At 60.6% G+C, this 15,845-nt stretch carries 16 protein-coding genes; all 16 read right to left on the reverse strand.

Translation table 11 applies throughout. From position 1 onward, the window contains the following. Positions 1 to 440, reverse strand: a 440-nt coding sequence (locus tag IVB36_RS14020; RefSeq protein WP_247391779.1) for a transposase, incomplete at its 3' end; no start/stop codon positions are given. Between the two features lie 227 nt (positions 441 to 667). Beyond that, positions 668 to 1,426 carry a ZIP family zinc transporter gene (locus tag IVB36_RS14025; RefSeq protein WP_247391781.1) on the reverse strand — a complete coding sequence of 253 codons (759 nt, stop codon included), beginning with the start codon at positions 1,424 to 1,426 and terminating at the stop codon, positions 668 to 670. A gap of 142 nt (positions 1,427 to 1,568) precedes the next feature. Further along, a complete protein-coding gene (locus tag IVB36_RS14030) occupies positions 1,569 to 2,558 on the reverse strand; it encodes a mechanosensitive ion channel domain-containing protein (protein ID WP_247391784.1) in 990 nt (329 codons plus the stop codon). 141 nt (positions 2,559 to 2,699) lie between these two features. After that, positions 2,700 to 3,422: a DUF4396 domain-containing protein gene (locus tag IVB36_RS14035; protein WP_247391787.1), complete on the reverse strand. Its 723-nt coding sequence runs from the start codon at positions 3,420 to 3,422 to the stop codon at positions 2,700 to 2,702. Positions 3,423 to 3,547: 125 nt separating this feature from the next. Beyond that, the gene (locus IVB36_RS14040) at positions 3,548 to 4,324 is read right to left on the reverse strand and encodes a Crp/Fnr family transcriptional regulator (protein ID WP_247391842.1); all 777 of its coding nucleotides are present in this window, start codon (positions 4,322 to 4,324) and stop codon (positions 3,548 to 3,550) included. Positions 4,325 to 4,421: 97 nt separating this feature from the next. Next, on the reverse strand, positions 4,422 to 6,203 hold the full coding sequence (locus tag IVB36_RS14045) for a glycoside hydrolase family 15 protein (protein ID WP_247391846.1): 1,782 nt from the start codon (positions 6,201 to 6,203) through the stop codon (positions 4,422 to 4,424). A 9-nt stretch (positions 6,204 to 6,212) separates the two neighbouring features. Beyond that, positions 6,213 to 7,268, reverse strand: a complete 1,056-nt coding sequence (locus tag IVB36_RS14050; protein ID WP_247391849.1) for an SDR family oxidoreductase — start codon at positions 7,266 to 7,268, stop codon at positions 6,213 to 6,215. A 12-nt stretch (positions 7,269 to 7,280) separates the two neighbouring features. Continuing rightward, positions 7,281 to 7,667, reverse strand: coding sequence for a sensory rhodopsin transducer (locus IVB36_RS14055; protein WP_247391854.1), 387 nt, complete (start codon positions 7,665 to 7,667; stop codon positions 7,281 to 7,283). Next, a complete protein-coding gene (locus tag IVB36_RS14060) occupies positions 7,664 to 8,104 on the reverse strand; it encodes a PPC domain-containing DNA-binding protein (protein WP_247391856.1) in 441 nt (146 codons plus the stop codon). Before IVB36_RS14060 ends, IVB36_RS14055 begins: the two co-directional genes overlap by 4 nt. A 10-nt stretch (positions 8,105 to 8,114) precedes the next feature. Then, positions 8,115 to 9,770: a GMC family oxidoreductase gene (locus IVB36_RS14065; RefSeq protein WP_247391859.1), complete on the reverse strand. Its 1,656-nt coding sequence runs from the start codon at positions 9,768 to 9,770 to the stop codon at positions 8,115 to 8,117. Next, positions 9,760 to 10,428: a gluconate 2-dehydrogenase subunit 3 family protein gene (locus IVB36_RS14070; protein ID WP_247391862.1), complete on the reverse strand. Its 669-nt coding sequence runs from the start codon at positions 10,426 to 10,428 to the stop codon at positions 9,760 to 9,762. Before IVB36_RS14070 ends, IVB36_RS14065 begins: the two co-directional genes overlap by 11 nt. Then, complete coding sequence (locus IVB36_RS14075) at positions 10,421 to 11,230, reverse strand: hypothetical protein (protein WP_247391865.1); 810 nt, start codon at positions 11,228 to 11,230, stop codon at positions 10,421 to 10,423. Before IVB36_RS14075 ends, IVB36_RS14070 begins: the two co-directional genes overlap by 8 nt. 127 nt (positions 11,231 to 11,357) lie before the next feature. Next, the gene (locus tag IVB36_RS14080) at positions 11,358 to 12,455 is read right to left on the reverse strand and encodes an enolase C-terminal domain-like protein (protein ID WP_247391868.1); all 1,098 of its coding nucleotides are present in this window, start codon (positions 12,453 to 12,455) and stop codon (positions 11,358 to 11,360) included. Then, positions 12,452 to 14,227, reverse strand: a complete 1,776-nt coding sequence (locus IVB36_RS14085) for a thiamine pyrophosphate-requiring protein (protein ID WP_247391870.1) — start codon at positions 14,225 to 14,227, stop codon at positions 12,452 to 12,454. The genes IVB36_RS14080 and IVB36_RS14085 overlap by 4 nt, the downstream gene beginning before the upstream one ends. A 198-nt stretch (positions 14,228 to 14,425) precedes the next feature. After that, on the reverse strand, positions 14,426 to 14,791 hold the full coding sequence (locus IVB36_RS14090) for a hypothetical protein (protein ID WP_247391873.1): 366 nt from the start codon (positions 14,789 to 14,791) through the stop codon (positions 14,426 to 14,428). A gap of 144 nt (positions 14,792 to 14,935) precedes the next feature. Beyond that, positions 14,936 to 15,793 (reverse strand): formate dehydrogenase accessory sulfurtransferase FdhD, encoded by an 858-nt coding sequence (gene fdhD / locus IVB36_RS14095; RefSeq protein ID WP_247391875.1) that lies wholly within the window; start codon positions 15,791 to 15,793, stop codon positions 14,936 to 14,938. Positions 15,794 to 15,845: the final 52 nt, after the last annotated feature.

Consider the following 15,845-nt stretch of genomic DNA (forward strand, 5'->3'; position numbering starts at 1 on the left):
ACCGTGACGCGCTTGAGGTCCTGGCTGCGTAAGGCGCCGGCTTCGTGCGCCACCCGCAGGCTCTCGGCCAGCAGCAGCTCCAGCTTGTCGCCGAGCCGCTTGCGCCAATGGCTCAGGTCCGAGCGTTCGTGCGGGAAAGCGTGCTGGAAAAACTCTTCGCCGGTGAAGAACTGGAAATAAGGGTCGTGGACCCAGCGCTCGCACACCCCCTCATCGGACAGCCCGTAGATATGCTTGAGCAACAACAGCCCGATCATGAAGCGGGTCTCGATCCCGGGCCGGCCGTTCTCGCTGTAGAGCGGCGCGATCTCGCCGTCGATCCAGTCCCAATCGATCTTGCCGGCAAGCAGAACCAACTCGTGCTTCAGATTGATGATCTGGTCCAGCCGCGCCCGGAACAGATCGTTCGATCCCGTCGTCCTGTGCTTCTTCGGTCGCATCGGCCCCTCCGATGCACCACAGAATCATGGTCCGCAGCGAAAGGGAATCCACAAACGAAAATTGCAAGGTTTGGGGGCCTCAAGCCCCCAATCCCTGCAATCTCAAATGCCGCCGCAACCGGAAAACTGACTCCTGCTCAATCGCTTAGTGCCTTGTTCACGGACGACGACGTCAGGGACGATGAACGGCCCTCATGATGGTTAATCCGCACCACCACTTTGGCAGTTCAGTCGGGCGGACCAAAACCGTTTGAAAGCGCAAAGGCCACCAGGAGTCCGAAAACGACCAGTACTCCCGTGAGTTTGCGATCGCCCTCGACCGCCTCGGGGATCATCGTATTGACGACCATCGTCAGCAGTGCGCCCGCTGCAACCGCGTCGACCGTCGCCACAACTGCCGGCGGCGCGCCGCCCAGAAACGCAGCACCAGCCATTGATGCCAACCCGGAAAGCACCGCAATAGCGCTCCACAATCCGAAAATGTAGCCGGCCGACCTTCCGGCAGATCGCATTCCAAGCGCGCTGGACAGCCCTTCGGGAAAATTCGAGAGGAAAATTGCGGCGAGCATGGCGATGCTGACGCCTCGGCCGCTGAGTAGCCCGAGGCCGAGGACAACACTTTCGGGAATTCCATCCAGTAGTGAGCCGATGGCTATGGCGAGGCCACCTCCTTCGCCCGCCTTTCTCTGCTCGTTGCCGGAATGTTTACGGCAATGGCCGCCTTGCTGGGAGACGATCCAGTCGGCGACAGCGTAAGAGACCGATCCAGCGAGTGCGCCCCCCACGATTGGCCAAATACCGCCCTCACCGAAGCCATCCTCCAGCAGATCGTAAGTCACGGCCGATATGAGAACTCCGCAACCAAACGACATGATTCCGGCGGCAACAGTTCGGGGCATCTTCAGCAGAAAGGCTACTGCAGCACCTGCGATCAGCGACGAGGCTCCCAACAGTCCCCACAAGCCGGCGGTGAGCGCTAGGGACATCGAGGAATCAAGCCTCTCGCGTTGGCGGAGCCACCACTGGACGTCCCGCGACCGTCGACCGCTCGCCGGCCTGTTCGACGCCACTCCGAACGCAACGCCACCTGAACAGCCGCGTTCCTAAGCAGATCTGGCTGAAGCGCACCTAAGAAGCAGGCGGGGCGCCGAGACGAGCATCGGCCGAGATCCGCAAAGCTGGCATTCCCACAACGTCATAAGTTGCGGACGCCACGGAGATTCCCTCTTCATCCAGGCCCGATAAGATGTCCCGGCTGATTGCGTCTTTCAGCTCGCGAACACCGTGCACGGGAGCGAGAAAGCGAAGCGTCAGCTCAAGCCAATTGTCGGTCAAGCGCCAGTAAACGCAGGGCTCAAAATCCGACATCGTGTGCCCATAGACGCGCTTCATCTCGTCGGAGAACTCTTCCGCCCTCGACTTGAAACCTGCGGTATGTGCCTGCGCGGCATCGACCAGCAACCGCTCGACCTTTGCTCGGTCATCCTGGTACCGCACCGGCAGTTTAATCTCATCCCAAATGAACGGGAATTCGCGGGTGTAGTTGTAGACCGGCTCGTCGAACACCTTGCTGTTCGACACAGTCACGATGCGCCCCGTATATTGCCGGCTTCTAATCCACATTGCAGGCGAATCCGACTGGACGGGTGGGGGTTGCCCCATTTCAAGAATGGTAGTCTGCATGAAACTCAGCGCGATCACGTCTCCGCGGACGCCTCCCATTACGATGCGATCACCAAGGTTGAATGTTCTCCCCCTTAGGATCACGAAGTATCCTGCCGTTGCTGTGATGACCTTCTGCAAAGCGAAAGCGAGCCCAGCCGATAGAAGGCCAGCGGCCGTAGCGAGTCGCGCGGGATCATCAAACCAGATCGAGAGCACACCGAAAACGAGGGTCACAGCAAGCACGAGATTGATCCCCTGCCGTACCCAAAACAGGACTCCGTGCCAATTGACCAGTCCTTGCCCGAGCGCGATGACCTTACGCAGTCCCCACCCGAGCGCAAGCACGCACCCTACCAGACCTATCGTCAAGAGCAGCTTATGTGCGTTTTCGGGCGTCGCGCCGATCAGAGGGACACCGAAAAGCCTGAACCCAGGTGCGTTTGAGGACTCCACCTCTGCTCTCATGGCGAATTGAAGACGCTGTGACGACGCCCCGGAAGCCGCTGGGTTCCTCGGGAGCTTGTCGGCCACAATCCGCAACTGGAAACTTCAGGAAAGCTAGGGACGAACGAGCGGAGTTCATCCTTTAGCGCCCTACATGCGTTCCTTGACGCCTGCCTCTACAAGCCACCAGTTTACCGGGTAGCTCGTGAAAAATCCCGCGATCATCGCAATCTGCATCATGAACCAAAACTCTGGCATCGACGGCTCGAGCCTCACCCCGAAGAGATTCCTGAAGATCGCGAACTGCGCGATTGCCATAAAGCCGTACATACCGATCTGCCAGGCAGTCAGTGAGAGAGTGTCTGCCTTCACGGCCTGAACGATTCCTGCGCCCGGTGACAAGCCGCGCATCGGTTTGATCGTGAAGTACTGAAATGCGACGCCGAGCACGAAGGCGAACAGGTAATCCACCACCCAGATGGCGAACATCTTCTCTGAAAAGAGGCTTTTCCATCCGGCCCAGATTGCAATCACCGGAAACGCAAGCGCAAGGGTTTCAGCGATGATGTCCCCGAGAGTACATCCGGCTCCGCAGTGCATGGCACCTTTTGCAACCATGACAGGGAAAGGAGTGCCCTTCTTGCTATCGGAGTGCTCATTTATCTCAGCCGCATCACGCGCTGCAAGCCGCCCAAATTGGTAGTACATCCACAAGGTCAGTACGGTGCCGAACAGACCGTTGACTGGCCAGACGACATTCATGATCCACATGCGCTGTGGATGCCGGATCAGGTCGATCACGATTACGATCGCGCAAACAAGTCCGACGGCCAGACTAGCCAGCGCCATATCTCTAAGCCAAATTGGAATCATGGCTCCTCCGTTGCTCGGAGAAGCAAACGTTCTGAAGATCGCTTTCGTTCAAGTCGAGCCTTGGAGTTGGGCAGGATCAAGAGCTTTATCGCGAGCGAGCTCTCTGCAGAAGTCGTATTCGATGTTCAACTCCGCAGACGGCGGCCGATCTGCCTATCATACTCGCGCTGTATCAATCCAGAGCACGAACAGGCAAAATGCTCCAGTCGAGCCCGGTCGACCAGAGCTATCGCTGCTCGGGTGTTGCGGATGATGCCGGCCTGTTCGAACGTCTCGAGACATTCGCTGACACTGGCCCGACGAATCCCGAGTAATTGAGCTAAAACAGCATGCGTGATCGACAGTTCTCCAGAGTCCATTGCGTTTGCCGCGACCAGAAGCCAGCGGGCAAGTCGCTGCTTGACGGAATGGAGCGAGTTGCAGGCTCCCACCTGTGACGTTTGAAACAAGACAAGATTGATGTAGGAGAGGATCACTCCACGAAGGGCCCCAAGATCGTCAAGCGCGGCGAGAAAGGCCGGCGTCGGAATTCGCAGTGCCGTTCCGCCCACCTGAACGACCCGACGGTGCGGCGGCATCGGATCCTCCGGCGCCAAAACGCAGGGGGCGCCGATCATTCCCTCGGAGCCAACCAGCCAAGCCTCGACGAAGCGCCCGTCATCGACCTTCGCCGAGACCGATACCAGACCGCTGCCAAGAAAGTAGACATATTCCATCGGCAAGCGCCAATGGTGAAGGACCTGACGCGGCTTGAGTTCGACGTCCATCCCGATCGACCGGAGCACTGTCAGCTCCATTTCTGGGATGCAGCGCAGCAGCTTGTTACGTGCTGCCAAGGGGCGAACGCGGCCTTCAGGTGCAGTCGATGTCGGAACTAGGCCTGTCGCCTGACCGTCCTGCATTGCTGTGCTCCCCGCACCCCGGGATCGATCGGAACCGTCCACAGGTCTGCGAAGAATACGCATCGGGTCATCGGCGGTTCCTTTTTCAGGATTACAACTATTGTCCGTGTCCATCACCCCGGTTTGAGGCCTTCTGCTCGAACCGAAGGGCTGCTCGGACCAATGCCAAATGGCTTAATCCCTGCGGGAAGTTGCCGGCAAGGCGTCGATTACGAACGCTGAACTCCTCGGCCAGAAGTCCCAGTTCGTTTCGCGCCCGCAAGAGGTGCTCAAGGGTGCGCTCCGCTTCCACCCGCCTGCCTTGCATAAGCTGACATTCCGCAAGCCATCCGCTGCATGTGAGGAATGCTCCCTCACGAATCCCATCCGACGTCCTGCGGTGGACGTAGCCCTCATGTACGAGCTCGCGCTCGATCGTCGCGATGGTCTTGTCGATGCGACGGTCCGTGATTGGTAAAAAACCCACAAGCGGAAGATTGAGCAAACTCGGATCCACTCCGTCAGATCCGTAATACTCCACGAACGCCTGTCGTTCAGAGTCGAACGCCTTCTCGCATATTTCGCGATGCATCCGGTCCCGAAGTCCATTCATTCGCCTAACAAAGCCGCCGTCTGCCGATTGGTAGAGATCCCCACGGCGGACGAACCGATCCACCGCGGCCCATGCAGAGACTTTGGAATAGGTGTAGTGCTGCGGATTCCCTCTCGATTCCCACAGACCGTGGTCGGGCTCGTTCCAGACCCGCTCGACGTGAGCGATCACGGCCGCAACCAGATTGCCTTCACGGTCGGTCGGGGCAATGCCTGCCTTCGCCGCCGCAGCCACCGCATCCAGCAGTTCGCCGTAGACGTCGAGCTGCCGTTGGGCGGCGGCGGCGTTGCCAATTCGGACCGGCCTCGCTCCTCTATAACCGGGTAGCCAGGATGCGGTCCACTCCTCCAACCGCCGCGAGCCGTCCACCCGGTACATGATCCTGATCTTCTCGGGTTCGCCACCAGCGGCCCGGAGAAGCCAGTCGCGGAATGCCTTGGCTTCCTCGTGATACCCCGCGTCGAGCAGAGCGGTTATCGTAAACGCCGCATCACGCAACCAGCAATAGCGGTAATCCCAGTTCAGGTCCTCGGCGGGCGCCTCTGGAAGCGAGGTAGTCGGAGCGGCAATGATGCCGCCTGTAGAGCGATAGATCATCGCCTTAAGGGTCAGGAGCGAGCGCCTGACGGCCTCGGGCCATCGCGTTTTGATCGTGAACTTCGCGATCCAGCTGCGCCAATATTCTTCTGTCGATCGCAGCGCTGCGTCCGCCGCAATCGGCGGAGGTGGTGCCGCAGTTGCGCTGCCATATCGCAGACAGAACGCGATCTCTTCGCCTTCACTCACCTCCACTTCCGAAACGATGCACGTGCCCCGCTGCGAAACCCGCGTCGGCGCGTGTAGAACGACAAGATCGGGACCCACGAACGCCACGGCTCGATCATGACCGATTTCCAGGGCAGGTCTCAACGACCCGTAGTCGAAGCGAAGATCCAGCTCGCTGCGCAAGCTGACCATCCCGGCAAGGCCCCGAACAATCCGGATTACGGCAGAGGCGTCGTTCTCAACCGGCATGAAATCAATCAGCCGGACATGGCCCGTTGTCAGCACGAAATCCGTCTCCAGGACGAGGGTATCGTCTCGATACCGACGGCTGGATGAAGTGATGGCATCGACCGGTGCGAGCTTCCACCATCCGTGTGAGCTCGTACCGAGTAGCGCCGCAAAGCACGCATCCGAATCGAAGCGCGGCCAACACAGCCAATCGATCGAGCCGTCACGGTGAACAAGGGCCGCCGTCTGGCCGTCTCCGATCAGGCCGTAGTCCTCGATGAGCTTCACCGCCACGGGAAGCACTCATCCAAACCGCACATTGCGTTCACGCCTGCGAGAGGCGCGCCTCTGTGCAGTCAGAGCCAGTGCAACCGTCCCCAGCAGCGCCGCCAATGGAGCAAGTCGCAGCATGCTCGCAGACCCGACGAACGCTCTGTTGGTCGCTTCCGAATCGAAGCTGCCCCTCATACGATGGAGACCATGCAGCGGCCGGTCGAGATTGTCCGGCCGGCTTCCGTCTATTGGGCGATCCGTCTGTTGACCGCTGATACAGGTTTGGGCGAGATAGCGGTCCAGCAGCCCTGGCAGGATCATGTTGCCGAAAATCACCTTGAGAGTGCTGAAACCGATCCAATACTCCCTGGCGGGCGTTTGAGCCGCATCATATACGACATTCGCGATCACCTCGGGCTCAACCACGGGCGCCACCGGCCGGGGGGAATGAGACATATGCGCCCTTGCCCAATCGAACTGCGGTGTATTCACCGCCGGCAGCTGAAGCATCACGAGGTTGATCCTGCTCTGCTCGTGCCTTAGCTCGCTCCGGAGCGAATCGGTGAAGCCGCGAATGGCGTGCTTGGCACCGCAATAGGCCGACTGCAGCGGGATCCCACGATAGGCCAGCGCCGATCCGATCTGGATGATCGTGCCCCTATTGGCGGGCCGCATGTGGCCCAGAGCCGCCATCGTGCCGTGCACGAACCCGAGATAGGTGACATCGGTGACGCGGCGAAATTCATCCGGCGTCATGCGCCAGACCGGCGAAAACACCGTCACCATAGCATCATTGATCCATATATCGATCGGACCGAGCGTCGACGCAATACGATCTGCGGCCGCGAAGACAGCGCTGGCATCCGCAACGTCGAGAGGCATCACGACAGCCCGTCCACCCACGCCCTCGATCTCGCGCCGCACCTCTTCGAGAGCCTCCGCATCTCGGGCGATCAGACCGATGGCGTAACCGGCGCGGCCGAAACGATGGGCGATGGCCCGTCCAACCCCGGCCGATGCCCCGGTAATCACGACGACTGGGCGTGATCGGCCTGGTACCTCACGCCCGCTCTCTTCGCTTCGCATTGGTACACCTCTTCATTGCGGCACGGCCGGGTAGGCAATGGTCGAGAGTAGCGCCATCCCGGGTTGGCGCGACTCCAGTCTGGTATGCTGGACGATGAGCGGCGCACTCGCTTCAATCAGGGAGGCGTAGCTCGTGTCGCGTGGGACGGGCGCCGGATCCGTCAAGTCGTTGAAGCGCAGATGCAACGTCCGCCGAGCTGGCACCTTCACCCGGTAGGGGCCGACCGGATCTCTGTTCTCAAAAAACAGAGTGATCTGAACGTCGGCATCTTTCTCGCCAACGTTCAGAAAGCAAGCAGCTTCGTGAGACACGAGATCATGCGCATCGCTTACGCTGTCGCTTGGGATATAGCCTTCTGGGATGGCCCACAGCGTGCGTCCGATACTCTGCATTGTCATCGCTCCAGCTTGATCAACGCCAGCCCGGTCACAGGGTCGCGCTCCTTCTGAAGATGCGTGGGGCTTTCGGTTACGATCACCTCGAGGGTGGGACGCACCCAGCCCGATCCCAGATGGCCGGCGAGAGCCGTACCGTCGCGCCGGCCGACGACAAGATGAATGTGCACGGACGGTTCGCCCGAAGGCGAAACCGCGACATCACCGACAAGCGAGGCAACTTCTACCTGTTCGTCCACACGGTTCTCGAGGTAAGATTTACTTTCCCAATCGAAGTATTTCAGCATCAGACCGCTGAATGCTCCGATGCCGGTCACTTGCGCTGCAGAAAGCCGCTGCTCTGCCGCAAACGACTTGAGGCTTTCCATCGCCTCATCGCCGCTGTCGAGGACGACCGCAAAAGTTCGCTGCGGGCCGTCATTGAGAAGCTTGTGCCTCATCCTCATCCTCCTAGTTCAATCTGATCTCTCCCAGTCGGGACAGGGTACGGATTCGGTCTGCCGTGCGGCATGCAATTGCCTGGATCGTGAGGGAAGGATTCGCGCCGCCCACGGTGGGAAAAACGGAGCCATCGCAGATCCACAGATTGGGGATGTCCCAGCTGCGGCAATCTGCGTTGACAACGCTGCTGTCCGGTCGATCGCCCATCCGGGCCGTTCCATTGAGGTGACAGGTGTCGTCTTCCTGGACCCAAATGTTTCTGGTGCCAATTGCGCCCAGAGCTCGGCTCATGAAGGCGATCGAATGATTGATCAGGCGCTTGTCATTGTCGCACCAGGAATAGGTCACGCGCGGAATTCTGAGCCCGTACTGATCTAGTTCGTCCGCCAGAGTGACGCGGTTGTTTTCTTGGGGCAGCATCTCGCCCACGATTTTCAAGCCGACAACGTGATTGTAGCGCTTCATCTCCTCGACCAGCCGTGCTCCCCACAGACCGTGCGCCGTTGCCTGTGTGTTGGCCCAGAGCTGCGGCAAAGGGCCTTGGCTCATGTAGGCGTAACCGCCAAAGAAGTCCTTCCCTTCGTCCTCGTAATTCCAGTGCTCGGTGATTGCCAGGGACGGAGGTCCCTTGTACGAGCGAACTTCTTCGTCCATCTCGCCCCACACGGCCTGGTTTGCCTGTGCCATGAGGTTCTTGCCAACAAGTCCGGTACTGTTTGCCAGGCCGTTAGGAAACTTGTTGTTTGCCGAATTCAGCAAGAGCCTCGGCGTTTCGATCGCATAGCCAGCCACCACCACGTTGCGTGCCTTTTGGAAGTGCCACTTGTTTTGACGGTGATAATGGACACCGGCGGCGAGGCCATCCGCGTCGGTCTCGATCCGGCCGACCATGGCGAGATCGCGAATCTCGGCGCCGGCAGACAGAGCGCGCGGAATCCAGGTCACAAGGGCACTTTGCTTAGCATTGGTCGAGCAACCGGTCACGCAGAAGCCGCGATAGACGCAGGGATGCGCGAGACCACGCGGCGCAGAGAGGGTTGCAAGCGGTGTTTCCGTCCAGGCAATACCGAGGGCTTCACAGCCGCGCGCGAGCGCGCGGGCTGCAGCGTTGAGCGGATGGGCGCGATAGGGATAGCGCGGACGCGGCGGCCCCCAAGGATAGCTGACAGGTCCGGATATTTTGAGGGCCTGCTCGACCTCCGTATAGTAAGCCCACATCTCGCGCCAATCGATGGGCCAGTCCGCACCGTATCCGAGTTTGGTCCTTGCTTTGAACCATTCCGGCCGGAACCGAAGCGACACCATTGCGAAATGCACCGTCGAGCCCCCAACGGCCTTGCCGCTGTTATTGCTTCCGAGCTGCAGGGGATTGTCGCCATCGACGATACGATCATCGGTCCAATAAAGCTTGGTTTGCTCGGACTCGTCGGAGGCGAAATCCTCCAAAGGGCGAAAGTAGGGTCCGGCATCCAGGGCAACCACCGAGAAGCCGTATTCGGCCAGTTTGCAGGCGAGTGTCGCACCGCCGGCGCCCGTCCCGACGATCACGAAGTCGACCGTTTCGTGGTCGGCATATCCTTTCATGCTCACCCAGCCGCCGGGCCGGAAGACGTCGGGCGCGCGACCGTGGCGTGCGCGGGGAGTGTGCCGGGGATCATCGGACATTGCGATTGACCCTCAGAGCGTCAGCCTCGCGACCCGGCTTTGCTTCGGCCGCCTCCCACGGATCCCGATCGTTGAAATCGAGGCGCACGTAGCCGCGCGGACTGGCCGGTCCGCCCCAGCCAATCTCGCTCCAGGAGATCGGGTGTGCGTAATACGCCAGAACGATGTCGCGCAGAAGTCGGTGCTTGAAAAAGGTTCTCGACGGCATGCCCGCCCATTCGGGTGATTTCAACTCCCCAGCTTCGCAGAAGCGCAGCAAAGAGTCTTGCTCGGGGTCATCGATTTCCGTGAAGCGATTCACATAGCGGGCCCGCGCCTCCGCATCGAGAGCTTTCAGCCCGGTTCGCCAAGCTTCGTCGTCGCGTGGCAGACCGGCGGTCCGATAACCGTCCATGACACCATCGTCGAGCTTTCGGTCAAGCAGCGCAGCAACGGGAATCGGCGATCTTGATGAAGGTTGCGGTACGACGCGGTCGGCGACAGCGGCGAGGGTTTCGAATTCTTCCCTGGTGAAAAAGCGCGGCTCGTCAGCTACCCTCAGGCGAGCTGCCACCACCTGCCGGGTCTTGTCATTCCAGGACGGGCTCCGCCATTTCGCAAGGACGTCGTAGCCAGGGTAAGGGTCCCCAGCGCGGCGCTCCGCCTTCCTGTCAAGCATCCCGCGCCTCTCTCATCAGTTCGAGCGCCGCGAGCCCCGCCAGTGCAAGGCCTAAAAAACTGGGGGGCGCCGGCAAGGGCGGTCCATTGAGAATGTTCTGGCTCCAGTTGCGCCAGCCTCCCATGTTTCGTGAGATTCCATACGCGTGGAAGCCAACGCCGATAAAACCCATTGCGGCAAGCAATCGCATCCACCATCGCGCGAGGCCGCGCGTCCGCCCTCCGCCGTTTAACACGGCACCGGCGAGCAAACCGGCCCCGATGGGCGGGATAGTGACGGGAACGGCCATGAAGGGGTTGTGAAAGGCACCGCGAAAATGGAGCAGACCTGCTTCTCCCGTGGTGCCGAGCAGGCCCAGCGCAGTTACGGTAGCGACCGTCTCGCCCGCAGGAAGGTTGAACACCCGGTGAGGTCGTTGACGTCCATTGGCGCGCACCCGTTCCGAGCAGAAGCCCAACAGCCCGGAAAGCAGAATAGCCATGGGAGCTCCGAGGGGGGCCCCGTAGAAGACATTTTGCCAGCTAAACCCGCCCACCTTCTTCCTCACGTTGTAGATGTGAAAGCCGGTTCCAAGCAGGCCAGTGGCAGCTGCCAACAGATACGATGTATCGCGTGCTCTATGCGCGGCCGGACGCATGTCAGCCGTGCCGTGCAGGCTCATGGCCAGTGTCAGCCCGGCAACGACGAGCGGGGTGAACATCGCCTTGTTCTTGAACGACCCCCGGTAATGCTCAACGGCACTGTCTGCAAGCACCGATGCAGCCAGCGTACCCGCCGCTCGATTCAACCGCCGCGCCGCCATGACGGTCTCTGTCTCGCCCCATCTCAGACGCGAGGCCGGACGAGTTAACGACGATTGCACCCGTGCGCGCTCTGCTTTGCTTCCCGCGACGTGGGGGACACGGCGCGCTCTCTCAATTTCGGCTCGGTTAGATCGCATAGCGTGCAGCGTCCGCTTCCTTGAATATCAAACCATTCCCTGGTCGCGCCAGGTCGGGCTCGATCGCCCCATCACGTGGCGTCGGCGCGCCCTCGAAGAGCATGTGCTCGATGCGAACGTGGTCGTGAAACCATTCCAGGTGCCGCAGCCGCGGCGCCGCGCAAGCGGCGTGAAGATGCAGAGCGGGTGCGCAATGACCTGACAGGTCGATGTGGTGCGCCTCGCAAAGCGAGGCTATCTGCAGGAAACCCGTCACGCCGCCACACCGTGTAATATCCGCTTGCTGCACGTCCACGGCGCCGGATTCGAGCATCTCGCGCACATAGTCGGTCGTATAGGCATACTCGCCTGCAGCGACTTCCATGCCTGCCGGGGCACGGGCGCGAACCGCGCGCAGACCTTTGAGATCGTCGGATGACACCGGCTCCTCGATCCATTTGACGCCGTGCTGCCCGAATGCATCCGCAAGCTGAAGCGCCTGCTGCACCGAGTAGGCGCCGTTTGCATCGACGAAGAGATTGGCGCGCTCGCCAATCGCGCGGCATGCGACCTGCACGCGGTGCGGATCGAGGTCCGGCTCGGAGCCCACTTTCATCTTGACGTCCTTGCACCCTTCGTCGGCAACCCAGCTGCCGAGCTGCCGGGCCAGCTCGCCGTCAGAGTAAGTCGTGAAGCCTCCGCTTCCATAGATCGGGACAGTCGTACGGTAGCTTCCGAGCAATTGAACCAACGGCACATCCAGGAGCCGCGCCTTCAGATCGTAGAGAGCTAAATCGACGGCAGAGATCGCATTTGCAGCCAGACCGTCGCGACCCAGGTTGCGGACCGCGCGCTGCATCGCCCTCCAGACGGCCTGAGGTGCCAAGGCATCCTTGCCACGGACGATCGACGCGAGCTTGCCTGCGATCAGCGCGGCAATGCTGCGATCGGAATACGTGTAGCCGATCCCTGACTTGGCGCCGGCGGCGATTTCGACCACGACGAGAGTCGTGGAATTCCAACTCATGGTCCCGTCCGCCTCGGGCCTATCGGTTGGAACTTGGAAGGTGCGCGCTTTTACAGCATCGATGGAGAGATCGGCCATCATTCCTTCCCGGGTAGGACGGTCGTCAGCAGCTCCTTGGCGCTGTTCTTCAGAACGCTGCCAAGCTCCGGTTCGGAAGGAATCATTCTTATGAAGTTCTTGGCATCCTTCAGGGTGATGTGGGGCGGCAGGGGCGGCACGTTTGGATCCGTGTACGCCTCGAGCACGACGGGACGATCCGCCGACAGCGCTTCATCCCAGGCGGCACCGACGCGTTCCGGATCGTCGACAAAGATGCCTTTGAGGCCGATCAGCTCGGCGTAGCGGTGATACGGAAAGTCCGGAATACTCTGGGTCGATAGCGTCTTTCCTGCCCCGAGCTGAATCCGCTCCTCCCACGTGACTTGATTGAGATCGCGGTTGTTGAGAACAAGGACGATCAGGTGTGGATTTGACCATGTCTGCCAGTATTTCGAGATCGTGATCAGGACGTTAAGTCCGTTCATTTGCATGGCGCCGTCGCCCATGCACGCGATCACTGTCCGGTCTGGATAAGCCATCTTGCCGGCCATGGCGTAAGGTGTCCCCGCACCGAGAGAAGCCAGACCTCCGGAAAGCGACGCCTTCATTCCCCGGCGCATTTTCAGATCGCGGGCATACCAATTTGCGACCGACCCCGAATCCGCGGTTATGATCGCGTTCTCAGGCAGACGGGGCGAGAGTTCCCAGAATACACGTTGCGGATTGAGGGGCTCCGCTGAATCCATGGCGCGCTTCTCGAGCGTGCGCCACCATTCTTGCACGCCTTCCTCTATGGCCCGTCGCCACGACGAGTTTTGCTTCTGCTGAAGGTGTGGCAGCAGTGCCTGTAAGGCTTTAGAGCTATCTCCAACGATGTTGATCTCCATCGGATAGCGCAGGCCCAACCGGGCGCCGTCGATATCGATCTGAACGCCGCGCGCCGATCCGGGCTTCGGCAGGAACTCGCTGTAAGGAAACGCCGAGCCGACCATCAGGAAGGTGTCGCAGTTCTTCATGAGGTCCCAGCTGGGCTTTGTGCCGAGCAATCCGATGGAACCCGTCACAAAGGGGAGATCGTCCGGCAGGACTGCCTTTCCAAGCAGGGCTTTGGCCACCCCGGCCTGGAGGCGCTCGGCCACCGCAATGACTTCATCGGTGGCATCCAGTGCCCCCGCGCCAACCAGCATGGCAACCTTACTACCGTTGTTCAGGATCTCGGCGGCCGCGCGTACCAGATCGTCTCGCGGCTGCTTCGCCGGCTCGGCATAGCCGATGCCGGTGTGGGTCGCACCATGTGCGAGAGGCGGGTCCTGGTAGTCCAACTCTTGCACGTCCTTGGGCAGGATCACGCAGGTGACGGCGCGCTTGTTGTCTGCAATGCGTACGGCCCGATCGATCAGGTGACGTACTTGCTCGGGGACGCTTGCCTGCGCGACGTATTCGGCGACGTCCTGAAACAGGACTTGCAGATCGACTTCCTGCTGATAGCTCGCCCCGATTGCACTCCTTGCCTGCTGGCCGACGAGCGCAACCACCGGAACGTGGTCCATCTTGGCGTCGTACAGTCCGTTGAGAAGGTGAATTGCGCCAGGCCCAGAGGTCGCATAGCAAAAGCCCACCTGCCCCGTGAACTTCGCGTGAGCGGAAGCCATGAAGGCCGCCATCTCTTCGTGCCGGACCTGCACGTACTCGATCTTGTCTTTCGCGCGTTCGAGGGCGACATCTAGTCCTCCGACGCCGTCACCCGGGTACCCATACACCCGGCTCAAACCCCATTCCGAGAGCCGATGCCAAACAAATTCGCTGACGTTCATTGGATTTTCTCATGGCCTTTCGCGCGCTGCGCTGGAGCAACGATCAGACAATCAGAACGTTTCGGAGCTTGCCTGATCGTGCCCTGGATGTTCGTACGCTCGCGTACGCATCAGCTTTGCTCATCGATGCTCGCACCACCTGACGAACATCGCGGGCTCGTTCTGGTGAACCGCAATGTTCGGCGCGGGTGCGGGAACCTATTTTGAGTTAGCGCCATCGTTCGACGGACTGGAGCCGGTGGTGCCCTGAGATTTGTTTGCCGAGCCAGATCCAGTCGTGGTCGTGTTCATCGCTTCAAACACCGACATGCCATGAGGACCGATGGTCATCACCATGGGGTTGCCATCCTTCGTCTTGGCCTGAACAACGAAGGATTCGGCCACGACTTTGATGTCGGTGAAGCCTGCCTTCTTAAGATCATCCTGAATTTTCTGTGCTGCCGTAGTCTGGGCCGAGGTTGCGGCAGACTGCGAGGTACTCGTGGAGTTAGTGCCACTTTGCGCGAGCGCCGGACCGGAAACCGTTGCGGCGAGCAACAGGGCCGCCAAGAGCGTGGTCTTCATCGCTGTCTCCTTCGGTTTTGTTGGACGGAATACCACCACAGCGCCGGAGGGCTTCAGACGTTCCGACCCAAGGAGTTGGAGCGATGCGATGTCGGTACGAGACCGGACGAAGGCATACGACGTTCTTTGGGACGGAGCTGGTTCTTAAGGTCTCGCGGAAAGCAATTCAGAGCCGGCCAGCGCGGCGGACTCCAACTCTTCCTCTCCAAAGCTAAGTCGGCCTGCGTGGCTAAATATTTCGTAGCCATCATCGCGCGCGACCCCGACGAGCGTTACGCCGGCACGCTCAGCGGTCTCGATCGCCAGCGAAGTCGGCGCGGACACGGCGATGAGCAACGGCACGCCCATTCGGGCCGTCTTCTGGACCAGTTCGACGGAGACCCGACTGGTTATGAGGACAGCCCCCCGGGACGTTTCGAGGCCGGCTCTGGCCGCCGCACCAGCGAGTTTGTCCAGTGCATTGTGGCGTCCGACATCCTCCCTTACCAATCGGATGTCATGGCCGTCCCAGAAGGCCGCAGCGTGCATCGCGCCCGTCGCCTGGTTATGATGTTGGAGCGGTCGCAAGGAGCGCATCGCCTCCAGAAGGTCGAAGGGGCGAAACCCGCCCTCGCTGACCACGCGCGTCGGCCGCGGGCAAGCCTGTTCTAGGCTTTCAATTCCGCACAGGCCGCAGCCGACCGGCCCGACCATCGCCCTCCGCCTGTTGGCGAGGAGGTCACCATAGGAATCGTCTAGCCAGATCCGCACTTCGCAACCGAGCTCGAGCTCGACGACTTCGATGCTGATGATGTCCCCACCATGCTCCACAATGCCCTCGCTCAAGCTGAAGCCTACGCCGAAATCCACGAGGTCAACGGGAGAGGCCATCATCACCGCGTAAGTCGAGCCGTTGTACGTGAGCGCTATCGGCCGTTCCTCTGCGACCTTGCGAGAGGATGGAATCGGGCTACGCCCGCGCCACACCAGCTCTGGTTTGTCGCGCGTACAACGATCCTGCATATCCCGCTCCGAGGTTGGCTTCTGGCAACCTCAGCCATCGGGCCGCGTTCCC

The organism is Bradyrhizobium sp. 35, assembly GCF_023073215.1.
GTDB lineage: Bacteria > Pseudomonadota > Alphaproteobacteria > Rhizobiales > Xanthobacteraceae > Bradyrhizobium > Bradyrhizobium canariense_D.